This window comes from Rossellomorea sp. YZS02, from assembly GCF_033963925.1.
Classification (GTDB): Bacteria; Bacillota; Bacilli; order Bacillales; family Bacillaceae_B; genus Rossellomorea.
In genome coordinates this window covers 11,698-34,706 of sequence record NZ_JAXBLY010000018.1, presented here as the reverse complement: position 1 = coordinate 34,706, position 23,009 = coordinate 11,698, and the positions used below count along the sequence as shown (strand labels likewise).

The 23,009-nt window shown below is 40.3% G+C and carries 22 protein-coding genes and 1 pseudogene; 11 read left to right on the top strand and 12 right to left on the bottom strand.

Annotated elements, in window-relative coordinates; translation table 11 throughout:
- Positions 1-10 precede the first annotated feature (10 nt).
- A complete protein-coding gene (locus tag SLH55_RS16965; protein WP_159362703.1) occupies positions 11-334 on the top strand; it encodes a YnfA family protein in 324 nt (107 codons plus the stop codon).
- A 42-nt stretch (positions 335-376) separates the two neighbouring features.
- Here the strand turns inward: SLH55_RS16965 and SLH55_RS16960 are convergent, their stop codons facing one another.
- Complete coding sequence (locus tag SLH55_RS16960) at positions 377-2,215, bottom strand: LTA synthase family protein (RefSeq protein ID WP_413787111.1); 1,839 nt, start codon at positions 2,213-2,215, stop codon at positions 377-379.
- A 187-nt stretch (positions 2,216-2,402) separates the two neighbouring features.
- Between SLH55_RS16960 and SLH55_RS16955 the strand changes: the two genes are divergently transcribed.
- Positions 2,403-3,248 carry a COX15/CtaA family protein gene (locus tag SLH55_RS16955; RefSeq protein WP_198257883.1) on the top strand — a complete coding sequence of 282 codons (846 nt, stop codon included), beginning with the start codon at positions 2,403-2,405 and terminating at the stop codon, positions 3,246-3,248.
- 14 nt (positions 3,249-3,262) lie between these two features.
- On the opposite strand, the gene SLH55_RS16950 is transcribed toward SLH55_RS16955, so the two are convergent.
- Positions 3,263-4,114 carry a cation diffusion facilitator family transporter gene (locus SLH55_RS16950; protein WP_320324079.1) on the bottom strand — a complete coding sequence of 284 codons (852 nt, stop codon included), beginning with the start codon at positions 4,112-4,114 and terminating at the stop codon, positions 3,263-3,265.
- 267 nt (positions 4,115-4,381) lie between these two features.
- On the opposite strand from SLH55_RS16950, the gene SLH55_RS16945 reads away from it, so the two are divergent.
- On the top strand, positions 4,382-5,299 hold the full coding sequence (locus SLH55_RS16945) for a YIEGIA family protein (RefSeq protein WP_159362706.1): 918 nt from the start codon (positions 4,382-4,384) through the stop codon (positions 5,297-5,299).
- Between the two features lie 24 nt (positions 5,300-5,323).
- On the top strand, positions 5,324-5,512 hold the full coding sequence (locus SLH55_RS16940; protein WP_159362707.1) for a capping complex subunit for YIEGIA: 189 nt from the start codon (positions 5,324-5,326) through the stop codon (positions 5,510-5,512).
- Positions 5,513-5,583: 71 nt separating this feature from the next.
- Here the strand turns inward: SLH55_RS16940 and SLH55_RS16935 are convergent, their stop codons facing one another.
- Complete coding sequence (locus tag SLH55_RS16935) at positions 5,584-6,003, bottom strand: disulfide oxidoreductase (RefSeq protein WP_159362708.1); 420 nt, start codon at positions 6,001-6,003, stop codon at positions 5,584-5,586.
- Positions 6,004-6,666 carry a thioredoxin domain-containing protein gene (locus tag SLH55_RS16930; protein WP_198257886.1) on the bottom strand — a complete coding sequence of 221 codons (663 nt, stop codon included), beginning with the start codon at positions 6,664-6,666 and terminating at the stop codon, positions 6,004-6,006. It abuts the gene before it with no gap.
- 220 nt (positions 6,667-6,886) lie between these two features.
- On the opposite strand from SLH55_RS16930, the gene resA reads away from it, so the two are divergent.
- The 3 genes from resA (at position 6,887) to SLH55_RS16915 (ending at position 8,723) form a co-directional block, all read left to right on the top strand.
- The gene (gene resA, locus SLH55_RS16925; RefSeq protein WP_198257887.1) at positions 6,887-7,417 is read left to right on the top strand and encodes a thiol-disulfide oxidoreductase ResA; all 531 of its coding nucleotides are present in this window, start codon (positions 6,887-6,889) and stop codon (positions 7,415-7,417) included.
- A gap of 15 nt (positions 7,418-7,432) precedes the next feature.
- Positions 7,433-8,140, top strand: a complete 708-nt coding sequence (locus SLH55_RS16920; RefSeq protein ID WP_198257888.1) for a cytochrome c biogenesis CcdA family protein — start codon at positions 7,433-7,435, stop codon at positions 8,138-8,140.
- A gap of 229 nt (positions 8,141-8,369) precedes the next feature.
- Positions 8,370-8,723, top strand: a complete 354-nt coding sequence (locus SLH55_RS16915; protein ID WP_159362712.1) for an ArsR/SmtB family transcription factor — start codon at positions 8,370-8,372, stop codon at positions 8,721-8,723.
- 421 nt (positions 8,724-9,144) lie between these two features.
- On the opposite strand, the gene SLH55_RS16910 is transcribed toward SLH55_RS16915, so the two are convergent.
- From SLH55_RS16910 to SLH55_RS16890, 5 genes and pseudogenes are all read right to left on the bottom strand, one after another.
- Entirely contained in the window at positions 9,145-11,271 is a 2,127-nt protein-coding gene (locus SLH55_RS16910; RefSeq protein ID WP_159362713.1) for a heavy metal translocating P-type ATPase, read from the bottom strand.
- A complete protein-coding gene (locus SLH55_RS16905; RefSeq protein WP_198257889.1) occupies positions 11,264-11,629 on the bottom strand; it encodes an ArsR/SmtB family transcription factor in 366 nt (121 codons plus the stop codon). Before SLH55_RS16905 ends, SLH55_RS16910 begins: the two co-directional genes overlap by 8 nt.
- A gap of 127 nt (positions 11,630-11,756) precedes the next feature.
- Entirely contained in the window at positions 11,757-12,371 is a 615-nt protein-coding gene (locus SLH55_RS16900) for a CadD family cadmium resistance transporter (RefSeq protein ID WP_159362715.1), read from the bottom strand.
- A gap of 625 nt (positions 12,372-12,996) precedes the next feature.
- A pseudogene (locus SLH55_RS23270) lies at positions 12,997-13,176 on the bottom strand (hypothetical protein); the annotation flags it as partial.
- 92 nt (positions 13,177-13,268) lie between these two features.
- Positions 13,269-14,309 (bottom strand): flavin-containing monooxygenase, encoded by a 1,041-nt coding sequence (locus tag SLH55_RS16890; RefSeq protein ID WP_198257890.1) that lies wholly within the window; start codon positions 14,307-14,309, stop codon positions 13,269-13,271.
- A 499-nt stretch (positions 14,310-14,808) separates the two neighbouring features.
- Here SLH55_RS16890 and SLH55_RS16885 point away from each other — a divergent pair, with 499 nt between their 5' ends.
- From SLH55_RS16885 to SLH55_RS16870, 4 genes are all read left to right on the top strand, one after another.
- On the top strand, positions 14,809-16,215 hold the full coding sequence (locus SLH55_RS16885; protein ID WP_320324078.1) for a vWA domain-containing protein: 1,407 nt from the start codon (positions 14,809-14,811) through the stop codon (positions 16,213-16,215).
- Positions 16,216-16,380: 165 nt separating this feature from the next.
- Positions 16,381-17,580, top strand: a complete 1,200-nt coding sequence (locus SLH55_RS16880) for an alpha-hydroxy-acid oxidizing protein (protein WP_320324077.1) — start codon at positions 16,381-16,383, stop codon at positions 17,578-17,580.
- A gap of 176 nt (positions 17,581-17,756) precedes the next feature.
- Positions 17,757-18,302, top strand: a complete 546-nt coding sequence (locus SLH55_RS16875) for a GNAT family protein (RefSeq protein WP_320324076.1) — start codon at positions 17,757-17,759, stop codon at positions 18,300-18,302.
- Positions 18,303-18,362: 60 nt separating this feature from the next.
- A complete protein-coding gene (locus tag SLH55_RS16870) occupies positions 18,363-19,355 on the top strand; it encodes a potassium channel family protein (protein ID WP_320324075.1) in 993 nt (330 codons plus the stop codon).
- On the opposite strand, the gene SLH55_RS16865 is transcribed toward SLH55_RS16870, so the two are convergent.
- From SLH55_RS16865 to SLH55_RS16855, 3 genes are all read right to left on the bottom strand, one after another.
- Positions 19,348-19,755 carry a YugN-like family protein gene (locus SLH55_RS16865; RefSeq protein ID WP_320324074.1) on the bottom strand — a complete coding sequence of 136 codons (408 nt, stop codon included), beginning with the start codon at positions 19,753-19,755 and terminating at the stop codon, positions 19,348-19,350. The genes SLH55_RS16870 and SLH55_RS16865 overlap by 8 nt on opposite strands.
- Positions 19,756-19,850: 95 nt before the next feature.
- Complete coding sequence (locus tag SLH55_RS16860; protein ID WP_098439227.1) at positions 19,851-21,200, bottom strand: glucose-6-phosphate isomerase; 1,350 nt, start codon at positions 21,198-21,200, stop codon at positions 19,851-19,853.
- 453 nt (positions 21,201-21,653) lie between these two features.
- Complete coding sequence (locus SLH55_RS16855) at positions 21,654-22,817, bottom strand: iron-containing alcohol dehydrogenase (RefSeq protein ID WP_219166254.1); 1,164 nt, start codon at positions 22,815-22,817, stop codon at positions 21,654-21,656.
- Between the last annotated feature and the right edge of the window lie 192 nt (positions 22,818-23,009).

Genomic DNA, 23,009 nt, shown 5'->3' with positions numbered 1-23,009 from the left:
TCGTTTCTATTTGTTAACTGCCATCATATTATTTATCGTTGCCGGGCTGGCTGAAATCGGAGGAGGGTATCTCGTCTGGTTATGGCTGAGGGAGAACGCTTCGCCGTGGTATGGAGTATGGGGAAGCCTTATCCTGGTTCTTTATGGGATCATCCCTACTCTGCAGAACTTCCCCACGTTTGGAAGGGTATATGCTGCATATGGCGGAGTATTTGTCGTTCTCGCAATCCTGTGGGGATGGTGGGTTGATAAGAACACCCCGGACATGTATGACTTTATCGGTGCAGCTATTTGCCTCTTAGGAGTTTCAGTGATTCTTTGGGCACCAAGATAAAAAGCTGAAGTTACCTCTAGTAACTTCAGCTTCTTCTTTAGGTTATTCACCTTGTTTCTTCTCTTCTAAAAACCGTAACAGGTCCCCATAAACTACCTGATCCGAATATTTGAGTTGGTCTTCTGCCTGATTGATATAGGGCTCACATGCATTTTGTTCCGTCAGCTTTTCTGTACTCTTGTCATAACACTTCTGATCGGTATACACGTACTTATCTGTAATGAAGCTGCCGTCTCGGAGTACGACAAACTGATCAGGATCCTTCGTAAATAAATCCGATCCGAACTGGATGTCTTCATCTGGCTTTATCCCCAACATGTTTAATATGGTCGGTTTCACATCGATTTGTCCGCTTACATTTGATATGGTGCGTCCATTTGTTTCACCTGGAATATGAACAATCATCGGGACCCGTTGAAGCTGGGTATTTACGAATGGGGTGATTTCTTTACCTAAATACTGCCCCATTGCTTCATTATGATTTTGAGAGATTCCATAATGGTCCCCCATGATGATGAAGACTGAGTTCTCGTATAAACCTTCCTCTTTCAACCTTTCAAAAAATTGCTTTAATGCTTCGTCTTCATACCTGACTGTAGTGAAGTAACGATTCACCGTTCCGTCATTTGAAGTCCATTCCGGGATCGACTCATCCTCTTGTTCAAGAGAAAAAGGGAAATGGTTCGTCAACGTGATGAATTTTGAATAAAAAGGCTGTGAAAGCTCTTTTAAATATGGAATCGACTGTTCATAAAATGATTGATCCTTCAAACCCCAGCCTATCGAGTTTTCATTATTCACCTCATAATACGATTCGGAGTAGTAGTTTTCATACCCCAGGTTTTTATACATAACATCCCTGTTCCAAAAGCTTTTGTTGTTGGCATGGAACACCGATGTTGTATATCCCTTTTCTTTTAACAAAGATGGAAGCCCATTATACTCGTTCTGAGCATGTGTGAAAAACGCTGCTCCTCTTGGCAGTCCATACAATGAATTTTCAAACAAGAACTCAGAATCGGACGTTTTCCCTTGTCCTGTTTGATGATAGAAATTATTAAAATAATACGTATCTTCTTGTCTGATTAGTTGGTTCAGAAAAGGTGTGATCACTTTTCCATCCACTTTATTATTTATTACAAAGTTCTGAGTAGATTCAAGTGAAATAACAAACACATTCTTTCCTTTTGCAACCCCCGTCATTTCTTCATTTACCGGTCTCTTTATTGATTCTGTGTAGTTCAAAACTTCAGCCAGCTCTGAATTATCCGCAAGTGCCCGATTCATATTCGTCTTAGCCTGCAGAAATCCATCATACAGATGGTAATTGAACACTCCTAAATTTTTCACCAGCATCTGACGGTCAAAGGACCTGGTCAATAGCTGGGGTCTTTCTATGTTCGCAAGACCGATATTCAGTAATAGAATAATGACAGAAGCGAATGCAAATTTGAAATGTTTTCTCTTGTTTTCAACTATCTTCACATATTTTAATAGATAAGTGATAAGCATAAAGTCAGCAATCAAAAGAATATCCAACGGATTCATTAGACTGACTATACTCTCTCCCAAATCCGACGCGTTATCTGTTTGAAAGAGTACCGGCAATGTAATGAAGTCATTGAAAAACCGATAATACACCACGTTAAAATAGAGAATGAACGTTCCAAGGATATTGGTGACCAAAAGCTTCCATTTCAGTGTCTCTTTCTTACCGATCGCCACCAGGGACAGGATCAGCATGATAGACCCTGCATTCGCAAGGAATAGAATCAGTTCCTGCATGACATTCTCAATCTCCAGGTTAAAGACGAACCGGCTGACTACATATGATTTTGCAATTAAAAAGATGAGAGTCAACAAAAAGAAATTGTCTCCCATTTGTTTCTTTAATAAGTTCAATTTGTATCAACTCCATAAATCTATTATTGTTTATCTGACATTACATGAATGGTGAACGTTATGTGAAAACCGCCTTAAACGTTTGTGTTGAAACGCTCGAACCTGTTAATATATGAACATATATAAATATAACATCTAGTTTAACATGAAAGGACTACTATGAAAAATGAAATATAATTTCTCCTTATTTACAATCAATGTAACGATTGCTGCATTAATTCTTGGAAACTTAGTGGTTGCAACAAATTCAGGCGATGCCTGCGGTACTGATTGGCCATTCTGTAATGGGAAAATCATTCCTGATATAACCGATTATCACATAGTGATCGAATATTCTCACCGTGTGTTTACCACACTGCTCGGGCTGGTCATTCTTATTAACGCAATCTTGGCATGGAAGAAATCATCCGATAAAGCAGTAAAAGTCATTTCGGTTCTTTCAATGATTCTCTTATTTATCCAAGCTATGATTGGCGGGATGAATGTATTACTGGGAACACCAACCGGCTTCACGACACTTGATGTGATGTTTAGTCTATTTCTATTAATCTCTCTCATTTTCCTTCATGCAGGGTTAAATAAAAGACCTGAAAACAGGGATCTGGAAGAATTAAGAATACCTTTGTTTGTTGGATTTACAACTCTTATGACAGAGGTGCTAGTAGGTGCTCTCTTTAAACATTTTGAACTAAGTCAACTTCTATTCGAAATAAACACCGTAGAAATCGAACTGGCAACCTTCGTATATTTGATGCATGGTGTTTTAGGAATGGTCACACTATTCTCTACAGGGTATGCACTATTCCTTTCGTTCAGGTATAAAGTGATGAAGAAACAAGCCTTGCTATTGATTTTGCTGGCTGGATTTACAACCTTTGGAGGATTTATTGCCAAAACGGAGGAACTCAGCCCAATCTCTTCATCTCTACACATGATTTTTTCCATTCTTACCGTAGCATTGCTTAGTCATATGACAGCAATCTGCTATTTTAATACTAAGAAGAAAAACTAGGCAGTTTCTTATGCCTAGTTTTCTTTTATATGAATTTCTATAGTGGAATGCTTAATATCAAGGTGTGAAACAAAATCCCTTACCTTCTCTTTTATCTCTTCTTGTTTTTCGCATGCAAAACCCTTCGAAGTATATAAATGAGTAATCATGGCATTCTCTTCTCCATCGATCGACCAGATATGAAGATGGTCAACTTTATCCACGCCGTTTATACTCTTGATTTGTTCACGAAGGGCATCCAAATCCACTTCATCAGGCACTGCATCAAGAAAGACCTTCATCGTTTTAATAAGGTTTCTAACAACGTTAAATAGTACAAAACAAGTAATCACAATGGAAAGAATGGGATCGAGAATATGAATATCATTAAACATCATCACGATACTGATGATCAGGACCCCTACCCAGCCAAGAATGTCCTCAAGAAGGTGCCAGGACAGAACCTTTTCATTCATGGAGCTTCCACTATGTAACCTCCATGCAGCGAATCCATTTATCGCCACACCTAATATGGCAAACCACAACATCCCCTGGGCATCTGGATGAGTAGGATTAAACAATCTGGGTATAGCCTCAGTCAAAACGAAAATCGACCCGAACAGCAATACGGTCCCGCTGATCAACGCGCCCAGTGCTGAAAACCTCTTGTATCCGAAGCTGTACCTATTGTTCCCTTCTTTATTTGAAAGTCTCTGTAAATACCATGATCCCCCGAGCGACAGACTATCTCCCAAATCATGTACAGCATCAGACAATATCGCCATACTATTAGTGAGATATCCTCCAATGAACTCGATAATAGTAAAGATTAGATTTAAGAAAAAGGCCAGCCTGGTATTTTTGGTAGATGAATGATTCTTGGACAATTTGCATCACGCTCCTCTTACACTATTTTTTCATCTTTTTTCCTTTCTTATAAGCAGCAATGATAAAGAACGTATAAAGAAGTACAATGATCAAAATAAATAAACACGTTAATAGAAAGGCAGTCTCCACAATTTGAACCTCCTTATTCATTAATATCCCAATATGAACACATATACACATATAAATGCAAGGATAAACCTCGAATAAACCACAGACTATTTCCTAATACTAATCCAGATCGATCCCATTAATCGAGGTGATACACCATGGAATCAGCCGGTATAACATCAAATGAACTAATTACCATTGTCAGTGCGATTGTGATTGGAACGATCGCGAGAATCATAACCATCAAAGAAGACTTCAGGCAGTATCCCAGTTACCCCAATGGTTATCTTATTCAAATCATTACGGGTTTTGTAGCAGCGGCACTCGGGGCCGTGGCAATTCCTGCTTTACTCAGCAAAAACTTTGTGGCTGTGACATTCCTGACATTGGCTCTTCAACAATTTAGAGATGTAAGAAAAATGGAAAAGGAAAGTTTAAGTGACTTGGAGGAAACAGAATACACCTATCGAGGTAAAGCATACATAGATGGAATTGCCAAAACATTCGAAGCCAGAAATTATATTGCATTTATCGTAGCGCTCGTCACTTCTTTCACGATTTCCCTTCTCCGAAACGCTCTCGATTTGAACAATCTAATGATTTGTATAGTCGGGGGTGCATTGGCGGGTTTCGCACTCTTATATTATTTGCAAAGATTCACGAAAGGCAAGACGATCGGGGATATTGCAGAGGTAAAGGAAGGAAAAGTAGACGTAAAACATTCATCCCTTTATGTAGATGATATGTATGTCAGCAACCTGCTCGGAACGGACAACGCTGAAAAGCTATTTACAGAAGAAGGAATGGCCGTCGTCATCTACCCTAAAGAAAATCATTTCAGGATCAATTTGGATAACTTCGGACAACGGCAGGCTGCTTTATTCGAAGCATGCCGGGCATTGGGTGTCAAACGCTATCAATTCACAAGAAAAGATTATGTGGATGGAAAGGTCATGATCACTCTTGTTCCAATCAAGCGCGATATAGATGCATTCATCGAAGCCGTAAAAAAATGTCCCTTACTCGAAAGCACGAAAAAATCTCATGCTGTTATGAAAACCAACTTGAAAGGGTGAGTCTTCTTGGGCAGGGAAAATTCAATGAAACCTTCATATCAAATATTGGCATACTTAACTTCAGACCGTGACAGGGTAATAAATGGAGGACCGCTTCTTTTATACAGCGACAATCTTGAAGATTTAAAGCAAATGACGGTCGATATAGCGAAAGGTTTAAAAGCAGATGTTGTACAGATGACGAACGGTGATTACCTGGTTATCCGAATATAAAATGAGCCATGATGTTCCATGGCTCATTTGTTGTATACAATTTCCATTTCACATGAATATTGGCTGCATGATTACCTTTTATTTGCTGATAGCAGAGTAAAAATAGTAATAAATACAAAAGCTGTGAGGGCCAGGAATGGAATCGTGATGAATCCGAGCCAATTAATATATTCGGCATTGCAGGGAACACCACTCGCACAAGGCTTGATTCCTCCGAACCCTTCAACTTTTTGCTCCAAATAATGTAATATGGAAATCGTACCTCCAACAATCGACATAGGAAGTATGATTTTTCTAAGTCCGCTATCATTTTGAAACGTCGCCACTCCCAGAATCAACGTCAATGGATACATGAATATTCTTTGAAACCAGCATAATTCACAAGGAATGAACCCTCTTATTTCACTGAAATATAAACTTCCAAGTGTCGCAATGATTGAAACGACCCATGCACCATAAAGAAAATATTGACTTCTGCTAACTTCCTTCATCTACTCTTGTCCTTCTTCAATCAACGATTTAATACGCTCGTAATCATACGGATCCTCAAGCTTTACCCCATTGATGATTACAGTCGGTGTTTTCTCCACCTTGAACTCTTCCACTAGGGAATTATCTAGCTCGAGTTGTTCCTTGAACGTTTGCTGCTCAATATCCTGCTTTAACTGTTCAAGGTCCATATCGGTCGTATTACCCGCTACTTCCAACAGCTTTTCCACTGTAATCCACGGGGCATCATGATCTTCTTTGGGCTGCTGGTTAAATAGTTCTTTTTGGAATTCCCAATAAGAGTCAGGATCGTGTTTATAAACTGACTCGGCAGCTAACGCACCCAAAGTTGATTCCTCACCGTGAAAGAGCACATTTACATAGGATAAATTCGCTTTCCCGGTATCAATGAAATCTTCTTTTAGTTGAGGATAAATCCTTTCCCCCCATGCCTTACATGCAGGACACTTAAAATCACCGAACTCGACCACCGAGACAGGTGCATCCTTTTCACCTAAAAGGGGCTGATTTTTTGTGTCTGGATGAGATTCCAATGTTTCATCCTTGTTTTGCGACTTGGTGTTCAGCATAACGATTGCCGCCAATATGACAGCTACTAACACAGTAAGTAATACGAGATACTTCATCGGGGATGATTTCTTCATAAAAGTACACCTCTTCAAAATTATTAAAACTAGCTTCATCATATCAGCTGTCAGAATCATCAATGAACCAAAATTATTACAGAATTTCAACAATCTTCTGAACTGCGTAAAAATGCCATGCTCTTCTATTGCCCGAAACAAACTAAACTGTTAATTTAAATGTACATTCAAATATATATTAGATTCAAACATATTCTACTAGAAACTGTGAGGGAAAACAATGAAAAAAAGAAAGAGAAGATTGGTACGGACGGGCATTTTACTTGTATTAATCTCTGCTGTCGTCTATACACTCTATCTAAACGCTACGAAAGATCGAGCTATCATAGGGGAAGGGGACATGGCACCAGATTTTAAATTAGAAACGTTAGACGGTGATACAGTTCAATTAAGTGATTATAGAGGGAAAGGTGTATTTCTGAACTTCTGGGGCACTTGGTGCAAACCGTGTGAAAAAGAAATGCCATACATGGAGAAGAGCTACCAACAATTTAAAGATAAAGGCGTTGAAACGTTAGCAGTTAATATTGGAGAATCTGATTTCCTTGTCAACAAATTCGTTAAAAAACATGGTCTGAGCTTCACTTTTCCAATGGATCGAAATCGTGATTTGATTGACACATATGGAATAGGACCTATCCCGACGACATTCCTTATTAACCCTGAAGGAAAAGTAGTAAAAGTAATTACGGGAAGTATGTCACAGCAAGACATTCATGATTATATGAATATGATCAAGCCAGAACAATAAAGGAGAATTGAAATTGTGCAAGAATTAAACATTTTATTTGCTTTCGGAGCAGGCTTGCTGTCTTTTCTATCACCATGCACGCTCCCCATCTACCCAGCTTTTTTATCGTATATAACAGGCATGTCCATAGATGAATTGAATAGCCGTAAAGGAATGCAGAGAAAAGCCATTTTACACACCGTTTTCTTTTTGATCGGTTTTTCAATCATCTTCATATTCTTAGGTGTATCGGGGTCTTTCATCGGAAACTTTTTCTTGCTGAATAAAGAATTACTCCGCCAGATCGGGGCCATATTCGTCGTATTTTTCGGATTGGTGGTTTCCGGTCTCCTTAAGTTTGATTTCTTGATGAAAGACAAAAGGATTCAATTTAAAAGGCGGCCATCTGGTTATTTGGGTACGATGTTAATTGGTATCGGTTTTGCTGCCGGATGGACCCCTTGTACAGGTCCCATTCTAGCGGCAGTCATTTCGCTTGGTATCACAGACCCTAATGCAGGGTTGTTCTTTATGGCGTGGTACATTCTTGGCTTTGCCGTCCCGTTCTTTGTGCTAAGCTTTTTCCTTGGTAAAGCAAAGTGGATCAATAAGTACAGCTCAAAAATCATGAAAATCGGGGGGTACTTAATGATCTTTATGGGAATCATTTTATACTTTAATTGGATGAATCCCATTATTTCCTTTCTTACGAATTATTTATTTGGCGGTTTTACGGGTTTCTAGGCAACCTTGTAGCATTTATTACAATTTACTAACCCCGTGACATTCCACCCATTTAATAATGATGACAGGAATTTAATGACTTTCAAATGGAAAAGGGACTCATTCTATAAAATGAGTCCCTTTTCCATTTGATTTGTGCTGAAATACACGACATAGAATACCAGATTCTGTTGGAACAGGAACCGTGATACAATGTAGATAGTTCTATTATGACTATGAGGTGACTGAATTGAAAAACACAGATATATGTGAAGTTACTTGTATAGATAGTGAAAAAGTATCCTTAATAAAGGAAAAGTTAGAAAAGCAAAATACATTTAATATTGCACAGATGTTTAAAATCCTTTCTGAAGATACACGTTTAAAAATTGCCTATGCACTTTCACTCGAAAAAGAACTTTGTGTTTGTGATGTTGCAAACATAGTAGGCTCTTCTACAGCCACCGCTTCTCACCACTTAAGATTATTAAGAAACCTGGGCTTGGCTCAATACCGAAAAGAAGGAAAACTTGTTTATTATTATCTAGTTAATGAACACATAAAGAGCTTAATACAAATTTCATTTGAATATTACCAGGAATGACTTATGCAACTATTTGTGAAATACTAAATCATTCCTAAAGGTGGTAAATACTTCTCAGTGCTTGCCAGATTCAAATAGTATTACCCTCAATACCTATGTGAAGTATAAAAAGTCATTCCTTTATGAAATGACTTTCAGACCGTAGACAAACCCCACCTTTGTGTTAAGCGTAACCCGTTCTGGTGAGAGGGAAAAAAAAGCATAACTGCAATTGCTTTTACAAGTAAAATTACAAAGTCTTTTGCAAGCAATTTTGAAGGGGAAAACGAATGAAAAACTGCACATAAAAGAGGAGCTGCAACGGGATTGCAGCTCCTCTTTTATATTATGCGTTATTCCATTAAAGCCCCTTGAATAAGACTAGCACTATAATAATAAAGCAAGAGAAACAAACAGTGTTTTCTCTTGCCATATCTTATTTTTATTCCTTTACTTTTAGTAACCGCAAACTGTTAAGGGTCACCAACAACGTAGCTCCCATGTCTGCAAAGATCGCGATCCACAATGTAAGCCATCCAGGCATAACTAACAGTAATGCAACTAATTTAATCGCTAAAGAGAAGGTAATGTTTTGCTTGATGATTGCTAAAGCCTTACGGCTTAATTTAATCGTATATGGCAATTTTCTTAAATCATCAGACATTAACGCAATATCAGCCGTTTCTAGTGCTGTATCAGTCCCAGCTCCACCCATTGCTATACCAACAGTGGAAGCAGCAAGAGCTGGTGCATCATTCACGCCATCTCCAACCATTGCGACACTTTGGTATTTTCTTCGAAATTCTTTAATGAAATTCAATTTATCTTCTGGCAGTAAATCAGCTTTAATATCCGAAACACCGACTTGTTTTCCAATTGCTTTTGCTGTCCTTTGATTGTCACCTGTCAGCATCACGGTATCAATACCCATATTATTCAACTTGCCGATGACTTCTTTAGATGATTCCCTCATTTCATCGGCTACGGCAATGAACGAAAGAATTTCTTTTTCTGTTCCTAACACCATCACTGTTTTGCCTTGTGTCTGCATCTCCGCAATTTTTTCTTTTCTATCACTAGAAATGCTTCCATGCAATTCCTCAAAAAGGTTCGGACTTCCTACATAATACATTTGGTTATTTACTTTTGCTTTTACACCTTTACCTGTAATAGATTGGAAATCATCGACCGATACATCATTGAATTTCAATCCTTTTTCTTCTGCTTTTCGCATAATAGCTGAAGCAAGAGGATGCTGTGAACCTTTTTCAATCGCTGCTGTGATTAACAATAAATCATTATCATTTTCACCAAAGTTTATGATGTCGGTAACAGCAGGTACACCTTTTGTTAATGTTCCTGTTTTATCAAAAGCAATGGCTTTAAGGGCTCCTGCTTCTTCTAAATAAATACCACCTTTAATCAAAACACCATTTCTTGCTGCATTTCCTATTGCGGTAACCACGGCAACTGGAGTTGAAACAACCAGTGCACATGGACAACCAACCACTAATACAGCTAATCCTTGATAAATCCATTCGCTCCAATCACCGCCGAATAACGGAGGAATAACTGCAATTAAGAATGCCAGAATCACAATAGCTGGTGTATAGTATTTTGCAAATTTATCGACAAACGCTTGAGAAGGTGCTCGTTCTGCTTGAGCCTCTTCCACCAAATGAATGATTTTCGATAATGTAGTATCTTCCACTCGTTTCGTTACTTTAACTTCGAGCAATCCCTCTTCATTCAAGGTGCCTGCAAAGACTTCATCATCAATCGTTTTCGTTACTGGAACACTTTCTCCTGTAATCGCAGCCTGATTTAGAGTAGAAGTGCCTTTAATGACCACTCCATCCATCGCTAATTTTTGCCCAGGCTTTACGATCATAATATCGTCCACTTGAATACCCTCAACATGGACCATCATTTCTTCATTTCCACGACGAATTAACGCTTCTTTTGGAGCAATATCCATCAATGATTCAATAGACTGCCGAGCTTTATCCATTGAATATCGTTCTAAGGCTTCGCTGACGGCAAAGAGAATAACTACCGTTGCCCCTTCACCCCATTCACCAATGATTGCAGCTCCTATAATGGCGATGGTCATTAATGTATTCATATCAAACTTTAACCGACTTAGATTTTTAAGACCTTTAATGAATAGCGAATATCCACCAATTAAAATGGATGCTGCATAACCAATCGTCGGAAGAAAATGTTCTTCCCCTAATTGCTCTCCTAAAAACCAACTAATTACAAGCAATATCGCTGAAATATAGACTTTAATATTTTCTTTTTGCTTCCAAAAAGGTTCACGTTCTACCTTTTTTTCATTTTCGTCTCGTAATTTCAAGTTTTCAAAAGCACCTGCCTTTTCAAGTGCGTCAATGGTTGTATTGCCCGTAACCGTAATTTTAGAAGCACCAAAATTAACTTTCGCATCCGAAACACCATCCAGGTGTTTCACGTTCGTTTCGAACGTTTTAGCACAGTCAGTACAGGTGAATCCTTGAACACGGAATGTTTTTGACTCTTGTTCATTGACTTTTACTTGTTCAGACATTACCTTTCCCCTCCTTTTTATGGGCTAATGAGAGCATCATTATCTGCTTGATATGTTCATCATCTAACGAATAAAATGCGAGTTTTCCCTCTTTTCGAAACTTAACGACACCTTGTTTATGAAGTTTTCTCAAATGATGGGAGGCATTTGCGACAGTAACACCTACGATATTCGCGATATCACATACACAAAGCTCTTCATCTTGGCAGAGAGCATAGGTGATTTTTGCCCTATTTTCATCAGCAATCACTTTTAACATTTGGGCAACACTAGAAATATCCACTGTTTTTAAATCTCCTTGTATACGATTCACCTTTTCTTCGTCATAGCAATAGATTTCACAAGTAGCTTTACTCATATTCTCACCTCATTCATTCAAATGTCCGCTTGAATAAAGTATACACATTCTTCGCCATTACATTCAAGTGAATCTCATACAAATCATTTCTTAATGCTTTTGTCTTGTTAACTAGTACAACTATTTATTAAAACAGGAATGTGAATAGGGCATTAAATGTTCTATTTTCAAACATAATATAAATTCCTAATCCTATGAAGACAATTGGAACAATCCAACGTTGATACTTTTCAATTTTTTCCGATATGAAATCCAAGTTGGCTAAACGATATCCGACATAGAGTAAAATTCCAATCATAATTAAAAAAGTAATGATAGAGACAATAATTTCAGTCACGTTTAATGTTGTGAAATACGGTACATAAATGGAAAAATCATCTGCACTGGAAGACAATACAATAAAAGTGACCGTTACAAATAATTGATTAAACCTACCTGAGGAAAATAACGATAAAATGTTGCCTTCATCATCCTCGTCGCCCTTAATCCATATCTTTATACCTAAGTAAATTGGTAAAAGCCCAAGTAGTCCTATAGCCCATTGTTGAGGAATTAGGTTAGTAACACCAAAAGCAACTAAAAGACTTGCTCCTATAACAATTATCGTTCCAATATACTTTCCTAACCAAATATGTTTTGCCTGTCCTTTTTTAATTTGTGAAAATAATAGAATTAAAATAACAAGGTAATCAATACCAGTTGCTACATAAATAGCTGCGGCTGTAAGTATAGTTGTTATCATTTTTCAACCTCCTCTTTCCTGTGTTTCAACACAAACTTTTGAACATTTTATGCAAACACTAGGGATATCTACTGTCTGAAATCCTGTTGTAATCGATTGATCTTTTCTTCGTCATAGCAATAGATCTCGTAAGTATTTTTTTTCATATTCCCACCTCTTTTTCATTCAAACCTTTACTTGAATATAGTATACCCTTTATCCATCCCCTCATTCAAGTATCAGCTTGAATGAAAAAAGAATTGGGGAATCCCAATTCTCGCAATAAGTGTTTTTTTACAAACCTGACACGTCAGTTTAAGGTCATGTCTCTTTTGATTGTATGTAATGGATTCTTCTCTTTTAGGGGTTAATGATGTCTTTTTCTTACAAGATTTACACTGATACTTTTGAGAGCCAGTGCTGCTGAAACCCTGTTTATAAAAAGAATTGGGGTGGTTAAATGGATCTTCCATCTGGAACGGGCAGTCATCCTTATGAAGCATGAATTGTGGCTGATTACTTGAGGTGTATTAATTGGGACGAGCCTACTAATTTCATCAGCAATCGACCAATTGGAAAGAGCTAATGATCTGCAATAAAAGAGATGCCTTTTTCAGTAGCGGCAGGAACGGCTTGGCACTAAACAATACTTATCTTTTACCAGGACATAAATAAATTTAAAGTCAATCGCTTGTTCAACCTTCCTAACTAGATGATCCTCTGGAACAAGTTGGTCCAACGCAACCATTTCAATTTGATTTCTTCCATCCTCAACGTGTTTTGATAACCTTTTATATCCCCCACAAAATAATCGATTCCATTCCATTATACAAAAAAGCTTGTAGACTTGGTCTAATTCTTAGACTTTGTCTACAAGCAGAAAGTCATTCCATTATGGAATGACTTTCTGAATAAACATTATGAATTTGATTCTTTTAGTTGGGTATATATATAACTAGCATCTTCCCCTACTCCCTGAATCAAAACAGAACTTCTATTATGTTGCCAGGGTAACCCTAAAAAGAATAACCCTTTTTGGGAAGTTACACCCCTATTATGGGTCGGAAATCCTTTATCGTTGAATATTTCATTAAGCTCTATCCAGTTGTAATCTGGTTTATACCCGGTTGCCCAGACTACATTATCTACTTTTATTTGAGTTTTGTCTTCGAATAGTATGAGATTTTTTTCAGAAGAAATGGCTCGTGGTTTTAATGTTATAGTTCCATTCTTAATTAACCTTTTCAACCTATAACCAAAAATAGGGTCTGGCCTCTTTTTTAACATTTTTCCGAACAGAGAATTATGACTGGCTTTATACACTCCTAATTTATCCAAATACCAAAAGATGCTTTTATTGCCAACATCTTGTGGCAAAAACACCATTTTATGTCCGACAGATAAAAATACTTTCCTATCTTTTGATAACTCATCAGCAATTTGGGCACCGGAATTTCCTCCACCTACAACTAGAGCTGTCCCTGGTTTTAATTGGCTTGGATTTTTGTATTCTGACGAATGAATTTGTAAGACCTCTTTAGACATAAGCGATGAAAAATCAGGGATGTAAGGTTTTTGAAAAGGTCCTGTTGCCACTACAACATTATTAGCCTTTATTGAACCTTGATTGGTTTCTATTACGAATTCACCATTAATTAAAAATAATCTATTGACCTTAGTGTTCATCTGTAATGGGAGTGAGAATCTCTTTACATATTGCTTTAAGTAATCAGCAACATCATCCTTGGTAGGATATGAATCTGAATCAAGATTAAAACCTGGAAGTGAGCTAAAATAAGAAGGAGTAAACAACTGTAAAGAATCATATCGATTTTTCCACACCTCGCCAATCTCAGACAATTCATCCAAGATGAGGTAAGAAAGACTACTCTTCTTCAAGTAGTACCCCATTGAAAGCCCCGCCTGCCCCCCTCCAATGATAATTACGTCATATTTCAATTGTTATTACCTCCAGAAAAAACTCTTTTTATATATAGTACCATAAAATTCCTTTGTTCTTTTAAAGCAACAATCCCTAAGAAAAGAACCATTTCTATTTAGGTATAGCTTTATTTTAAAAATGACCACGCACATTACCATAAAAGTTCACAAAAGCACACATTTGATTATTTAATGGGGTTTTTCCGTAAATTCTTTTACATTAAAACGACCTAAATTGACTTATTTAAACGTATTTAATAACTCAACGTTCGCTGGCAGCCAAAAGGTCAGCGGTTCGATCCCGCTATGCTCCATACCGAATACATAAAAAAAGGCGTCCTTATTTACGATAAGGGCGCCTTTTTTTATGTTTATCTTTTTATGTAGCATCAATTTGCAACAGCCACTCCTCCCTGCAAATCGGGTTTATCGTCCTGGTCCAAAGGGTAGTAGATAAAAAGTAAATTTATGGATAAAATAGGACGCTGTATAATGTCAGAGAAAGAAGGCGAACGTTATGAAACAAATGAGACCATTATTCCTATTATTGCTCCTCTTCATCCTTTTAACGGGATGTCAGGATGCTTCAGAAAAGGCAGCCACCAAGGATAAATCCGCACAGGAGCCCGGGAAAGCGACCACCACATCCAAGAAAATCGATGTAGCAGGAACTCCCCCTGAAGAATGGATCAATGCAAGCCCGGGAGAACTCTATCAGAAATACATAGAAAAGAAAAGCTGGGCCAAAGAACCCAAAGCATATAAGGATGCCACCGGGAAAGCCATCAATGACTATATGGAACTGGCCGGCAAAGAAGGAACAGAGAAATGGACTGAACAGGAGTGGGCACACTCCATCCTATCCAACCTTCAGACCGGATATGGAGACATTGCCTCAGAGCTTGAAGAATATGAGGTTGTGTATGATGAATTGAAATTGCCGGACGGACGACTCCTGCAGGACATCGAAATGGATGAAATCACCCAGAAAAAAGACAAAAAGGTGAATGTCGCTTTATTGATCGATTCAAGCGGAAGCATGAAAGCCGACGTGGAAGGTGAAAGCAAGATGTCCCTTGCCAAGGTAAGCCTGGATCGTCTCGCAAAGGAACTTCCCGGATCCGTGAATGTTTCCCTGATTGCGTTCGGACACAAGGGGACAGGAAGTGATTCAGACAAAGAGATGTCATGTCAGGCCGTTGAATCATTTTACCCACTGCAGCCCTATGACGGATCCGCTTTCTCACAATCACTGTCGAAATTCGATCCCAGGGGCTGGACTCCGCTTGCAGCGAGTATCGAATTAGCCAACGAACAACTTTCTTCCCGAAGTGACGAAAATACGGAGAACTTCATCTACGTGGTGAGCGATGGGATTGAAACCTGTGATGGCGATCCAGTGAAGGCAGCTCAAAAGGTGAAGGCTGATAACACCAATGTCAAAATCAACATCATCGGATTCGATGTGGACACTGAAGCAGATGAGCAACTTAAGAAAGTCGCCAAAGCCGGCGGTGGAGAATACTCTTCCGTCAAAACGAAACATCAACTATCCGAGATTGAAAATGTTTGGAAAGAAGCGATCGATAAAAATACGTGGAGATGGTGGGTCGTCAACCGGTTCAGCGACAATGTATGGACGACGGTTGACCATTATAATGCGATAAGGGAAATCTTCTCCACTTATCAAAGCATGCGGCAAAATGAACAAAACAGGCTGACACAAACACTCAATCGCCTGGAAAAAGAGAAACTGATTGATTCGGAGAAACGGGAGGCCATCTCTTCCCTTTTCGACGAACGTCAGGAGAAAATCAGAAATTACATGAATGACCTGGAATCCAAGAAACGGGAAGAAGTGAAGACCGTGTCTGATGAGCTTGAAAAGAAGTTGGATGCAATTGAGGAGCAGGTCGGGATATAAACGGAGGAGTCCGGTCTTTAGGATCGGACTTATTCCCTTTTTAATTGATTGACTATTCTGTATAATGACGATACGATTTTCTTATAAAAGGACAGCCCGCCGATGACATACGCTTCCTTTTTCTATTTGCACCCCCGCGGCACATATAGAAAGGAGACGAATTCAATGAATCAATATGGAAATACAGTCCAAAATGAAATCTATCAGGGAAAGGTCCGTCCCTCCATTCCATTTCGGTTTGAGGAACTGGAACGACTGGCCAGGGAAAAGCTTGAGGACGGCCCTTTTTATTATGTAGCGGGTGGCGCCGGTGGTGAGGAGACGATGCGTGCCAACAGACATGCTCTCGAGAGCTGGCAGATTGTCCCCCGCATGCTGAGGAACACGGAAAATCGCGACCTCAGTGTGACACTATTGGGAGAAACCTTCCCATCCCCTCTTATGCTTGCTCCCATCGGTGTGCAATCCATTGTTCATGGGGACGGGGAACTGGCATCTGCCCGTGCGGCAGCTTCCATGAATGTTCCGTTCATTGCAAGCTCCGCCTCTACCTTTTCTTTGGAAGAAATCGCTGCCGTCATGGGTGACGCCACGAGATGGTTCCAGCTGTACTGGAGCAGGGAGCCGGAGATTGCATCGAGCATGCTCAAGAGGGCAGAATCAGCCGGATACTCTGCCATCGTCGTAACGTTGGACGCCCCGATGATGGCATGGCGTGAATCAGATCTTGAAAACACATATCTTCCTTTCCTATGGGGGGAAGGCGTCGGGAATTATGTCAAAGATCCAGCCTTCCGTTCCATGCTGAAAGATCCCCCAGAGAAGGATAAGAAGGCAGCAGCGGCACTTTGGGCAAGGATATTTGGCAATGCTGCCCTGACATGGGAAGACCTCGGGTTTCTCAGGGAACACACTAGTCTGCCGATCCTCCTGAAAGGAATCCTTCACCCTGAAGATGCTCAGCTTGCCATAGACCACGGGATCGATGGGGTCATCGTCTCGAATCACGGAGGCAGACAGGTAGGCGGGGCTATCGGTACCTTAGACACATTGCCCCTGATTAGTCAGGTTGTGGACGGACGAATCCCCATCCTATTTGACAGTGGAATCAGACGTGGAGCGGATGTGGTAAAAGCACTGGCCCTTGGCGCAAGCGCGATTCTCCTGGGAAGACCCTATATGTACGGTCTGACCCTCGCCGGAGAGCAAGGGGTGAAAGATGTGATCCGGAATGTCCTGGCCGATCTTGATTTGACACTGGCCCTCTCCGGACAAACGTCCGTATCCGAGTTGAATCGTTCTCTTTTAATAAATGTGAAAGACTCCCAATGGCAGAAAGAAAAGACGCACAATCTTCGGGTATAAATTTCACATGAGGTAGCCTCTGTCCAACCAGACAGGGGCTTTTTTTCTTCTGGAGTAATATCCTTCACGATACTTCCTCACCAGATTGATTTCTAATGAAAAGGGAATCCATGAAACTTTCTACTCCTCCAATAATCATTCCATGATATACTTTCTTTCACGAGGAGTTGATAATTTTGGAAAAATACCCAGTATTTGAAACGGAGAGATTAATTCTAAGACAAATCACCATGAATGACATCGATTTCCTATACGAGCTCTATACTTCCGAAGAGGTCCTTGCCTATTTCGGGATGAGTCCGATCGATTCAAAAGATGTAGCGGTCAGCATGGTGGAAAACTATGAAAAACATTTGGAATCAGGCGGTCCGATGCGCTTTGCCATTGTTGAAAAACAGGCTGACAAGATGATCGGGACATGCGGGTTCCACGCCATATCCAAGGCATATAAACGCTGCGAGATCGGATACGATTTGACACCCGATCAATGGGGCAAAGGAATCATGGGAGAAGCACTTTCCCCGCTCATCAGCTATCTCTTCTCGGACAAAGGAATGAACCGCGTCGGAGCGGTTATCGTCCCTTACAACAAAGCTTCTTCAAGAGTGGTCGAAAAGCTTGGTTTCAAGCAGGAAGGGCTTCTAAGGGAATATATCCTTCAAGATGGCCATGCCTATGATGCCAATATGTACAGCTTATTGAAGAAAGAATGGCTTCAATAGTTATGAGACGAACCTGAAAAGGAAATAATGGTCAGTGCAGATGAAAAAGGAGCTGGTAGAATGGTACAGCAATTGTTTCATGGGTTCTTGCGCTGGCCTTTAGTTATACGTATATTCATGATTGCCATCACGCTGATGCTGTCATTTGGCACCATCATTCATTTTATAGAACCTGATACTTTCCCTTCCTTATTCGACGGGATCTGGTGGGCCATCATTACGACATCTACGGTAGGTTACGGAGATTTCGTTCCATTAACATGGGAGGGGCGATTGCTTGGGATTGTGCTCATCCTGGTTGGTGCAGGGTTCCTTTCAACCTATTTCGTCACACTGGCAGCGGAAACCGTCATGACTCAGAATGCCTATCTGGAAGGAAAGGCCACATATAAAGGAAAAGAACATGTCGTGATTGTCGGGTGGAATGAACGGGCACGGGAAGTGATCAATCAACTGACCTCCCTTCAGTCTTCCTGTGATATTATCCTGGTCGATGAAACCCTTCAAAAGAACCCCTATAACAATCATCATATCCATTTTGTAAAAGGGACTCCTTTCAGGGATTCAATCCTGAAGAAAGTCAATTTGAAAGAAGCATCGATCGCCATCATCACAGCCGATCAAAATAAAGATGAGATGACATCAGATATGAATTCCGTCTTGACGCTCCTTGCCATTAAAGGAAATCATCCCGAATTGTATACAGTGGTGGAAATCCTTCAAAAGGATCAAGTGGCAAATGCGAAGCGGGCAGGTGCGGATGAAGTCATCCAGACCAATATGCAGACAAGCTATGTGATGATGAACAGCATCATATCTCAAGGAATGTCCAAAACGATCTTAAAGCTGTTGAATCACCTTAAAGGAAATAATCTGAAGCTGATTCCTGTTGCAGAAGAGTACATCAATGAAAACTTCCACTCTCTTAGTGGACACCTGCTCAAGAACAACATCATCCTTCTGGGCATAAAAAAAGGAGAAAACACATCCGTGAATCCTCCTTTAACGACTCTCGTTGAATCATCAGACGAGCTGCTTGTGATATCTAATTAGAAAACAACGTATTCTCAAGTTCTTTGACGAGTTCTTTCCCTACGGCAACGTACTCTTCAGGAAAGCTCGCATCGGGATCCTGGGGCTCTGAGAATTGATTGACAGAACCGGAGAAGCTGCCCGTTGACGCGAAGTCATCCAATCCTATCTGATATTTATGGGAAAGAAGGAACGGTTTTCCGAATTCAACGGTAGCGCCTCTTGAATCCAACTGACCGTCTACAGAGGTAAACGGCACTCTTAAAAATTGATAGCCGACTTCTTCATCAATTTTATAATCAAAATAGCCGTGATCATAATCCCAATTCCCGCCGATCGAATATCCAAGCGGCTTTAATAGCTGTTCAAGTTTATACAGTTGATAATGTTTTCCTTCAATCGTCGATGAAAGCTCAATCACATGGATGCATCCCCTTTCTTTTAGGGATAGTTTCTCCCAAAGCGAAAGAAAAATGTAAAAAGAGCACCGAGTTTCCACACGGTGCTCTTTCTTTATTATTTAAGGCGTTTTTCAAGCTCAGCTTTCTTCTCTTCGAAACCAGGTTTTCCAAGAAGTGCAAACATATTCACTTTATACGCTTCCACTCCCGGCTGATCGAATGGGTTCACTCCAAGAAGATATCCGCTCATAGCGCATGCTTTCTCGAAGAAGTACACTAGGTAACCAAATGTGTATGCATCCATGGCAGGGATTTCTACAATCAGGTTCGGAACCCCTCCATCTGTGTGTGCTAGCAGTGTCCCTTCGAACGCTTTATTGTTCACGAAATCCACTGTCTCACCAGCAAGATAGTTTAATCCATCCAAATCACTGTCTGCTTTCTCGATTTTCAGCTCATGACGGGGCTCTGAAACTTTGATGACTGTTTCAAAAATATCACGTCGTCCTTCCTGAACATATTGTCCAAGAGAATGAAGATCCGTAGAGAAGTTTGCAGATGAAGGATAAATCCCTTTCTGGTCTTTCCCTTCACTTTCTCCGAACAGCTGCTTCCACCATTCCGCGAAATATTGCAGTCCTGGCTCGTAGTTAATGAGCATTTCGATGGTTTTTCCTTTGTTGTAAAGAGCATTACGAACCGCAGCGTATTGATACGCAGGATTCTCAGTCAGTTCCGATTTACCGAAATCTTCACGAGCCTGTGCGGCACCGTTCATCATCGTTTCGATTTCCACCCCACTGACAGCAATCGGAAGCAATCCTACTGCTGTCAGGACAGAGTAACGGCCTCCGATATCATCAGGAACGACAAATGTTTCATAGCCTTCATCCGTTGCCAATGTCTTTAGGGCACCCTTTGACTTATCCGTAGTGGCATAAATGCGTTTTCGTGCTTCTTCCACTCCGTACTTTTCTTCAAGCATATTGCGGAAGATACGAAAAGCGAGTGCAGGCTCTGTCGTTGTACCTGATTTTGAGATGACATTAATGGAGAAGTCTTTCCCATCCAGAAGATCCATTAAGTCTCTCATGTAGGTAGAACTGATGTTTTGTCCAACGAATAACACTTGCGGTGTTGAACGCTTATCCTTCGGCAGGGCGTTATAGAAGCTGTGGTTCAACATCTCGATCGCTGCACGCGCACCGAGGTAAGATCCGCCGATACCGATGACAAGCAGAATGTCAGAATCATTTTTAATTTTCTCAGCAGATTTTTGAATGCGGGAAAATTCCTCTTTGTCATAGTCTACAGGAAGGTCGATCCAACCAAGGAAGTCGCTCCCGGCACCTGTTTGTTCATGTAGTGAATGATGAGCAACCTTCACAGCATCACTTAAGTATGTAAGTTCGTGTTCTCCAAAAAACGATAACGCTTTTGAATAATCAAAACGAATGTGTGTCATAACCATCCTCCGATTAAATAATTATTTTCTTCTATCTCACTTTATCGAAAGCTGACGAGAGAATCAAGAAAGCTCCCTTTATGTAAGCGCGTGCATTGTAAACTTTTTATCGATGCCTTGCCTCACCTGTTTATGTTCCCCTAATTACTGGGAAGAAAACCGCCTTTTATATGAACTTATGAAGGGAAAATGGGGAATCCGGAGTGGAAGTGGTGGAATCTTGTGGAAACCGTTGAAGCTTCGGAAGGGGGATACATTGGAATTCAGCCGAAATGGTTTTGAATCCAGCCGATTTGTGCACTTATCCAGCCGAAACGAGCCGAAAACCAGCCGAATTCTACAACAATCCAGCCGAAAACACTCCAAATCCAGCCAATTAACTAAATTTACCAAAACACCCGCTAAAAAAGAGGGACGGACCTCTCTTCACGAGGTCCGTCCCTCCCCATTTATTTACAGTGATGCTCTCAAAATGGCAAGTACGTCTTCTTTGTTCAGTTTGTTGAAGTTACCGAATTCTCCGTTCACCATTGCTTTGTCGGCCATAAGGTCGATCTGGCTATCATCGATATCATAGTCCGCAAGGCGTGTTGGAGCTCCAAGGCTTGACCAGAATTCACGAAGCTTATCAATTCCTTCAAGGGCCACTTCTTCTTCCGATTTACCAGCGGGATCGACGTTGAATACGCGTTCTGCCAGCTGAGCAAATCGAGAAGGATTCACTTTCAGATTATGCTTCATCCAGTTCGGGAAGATGATTGCAAGTCCACCTGCATGAGGGATGTCATATACAGCAGACACGGCATGCTCGATATTATGACTTGCCCAGTCACCGTTGTATCCCATTTGCAGCATTCCGTTAAGTGCGATTGTACCAGAGTATAAAATGGTCTCGCGAAGCTCATAGTTTTCAAGATCATTGATCAACTTAGGAGCCGTTTCGATAACGGTATTCAGTACCGATTCACACATACGGTCCTGAAGCGGTGTGTTTGTGGCATTATTGAAGTACTGCTCAAACACGTGACTCATCATATCAACCATTCCATAGATTGTATGATCCTTCGGTACTGTGAAGGTATTTTCAGGATCAAGAATCGAGAATTGCGGGAATGTGACCGGGCTTCCCCAACCGTATTTCTCATTCGTTTCCCAGTTCGTGATGACCGATCCGGCATTCATTTCAGAACCAGTGGCAGCAAGGGTAAGAACCGTTCCGAATGGAAGAGCTTCTTTTGCAAAAGCCTTCTTCGTCACAAGATCCCAGGCATCTCCGTCATATTTTGCACCGGCTGCGATGGCTTTCGTACAATCGATGACGCTTCCGCCACCAACCGCAAGGATGAAATCGATATTATTTTCTTTAGCGATTTCCACTCCACGTCTAACAGTGGAAAGACGCGGGTTCGGTTCAACGCCTGATAATTCGAAAACTTCACTATCGATGCCTTTAAGGAGCGACATGACCTGATCATAAAGACCATTACGTTTGATGCTGCCTCCGCCGTAAACAACAAGCACCTTTTTACCATATTGAGGTACCAATTCTTTTAATTGTTCTACTTGTCCTTTACCAAAAATTAATTTAGTCGGATTATAAAAAGTAAATTCATTCATTGTTTGTTACCTCCCTGTATTTAATAAGGGCCGACATCTTTCGTTACCCAAAATGTTTTGAACACATTTTCTATTATCGAATATATCATCCCCAAATTGCAAAGAAACTGCACAAGGAAATTTTATTATGGGCACATTGAATAGGAATGTTCACGAAGGGAAACGTATAAATGAGCCATTGAATAGTAGGAG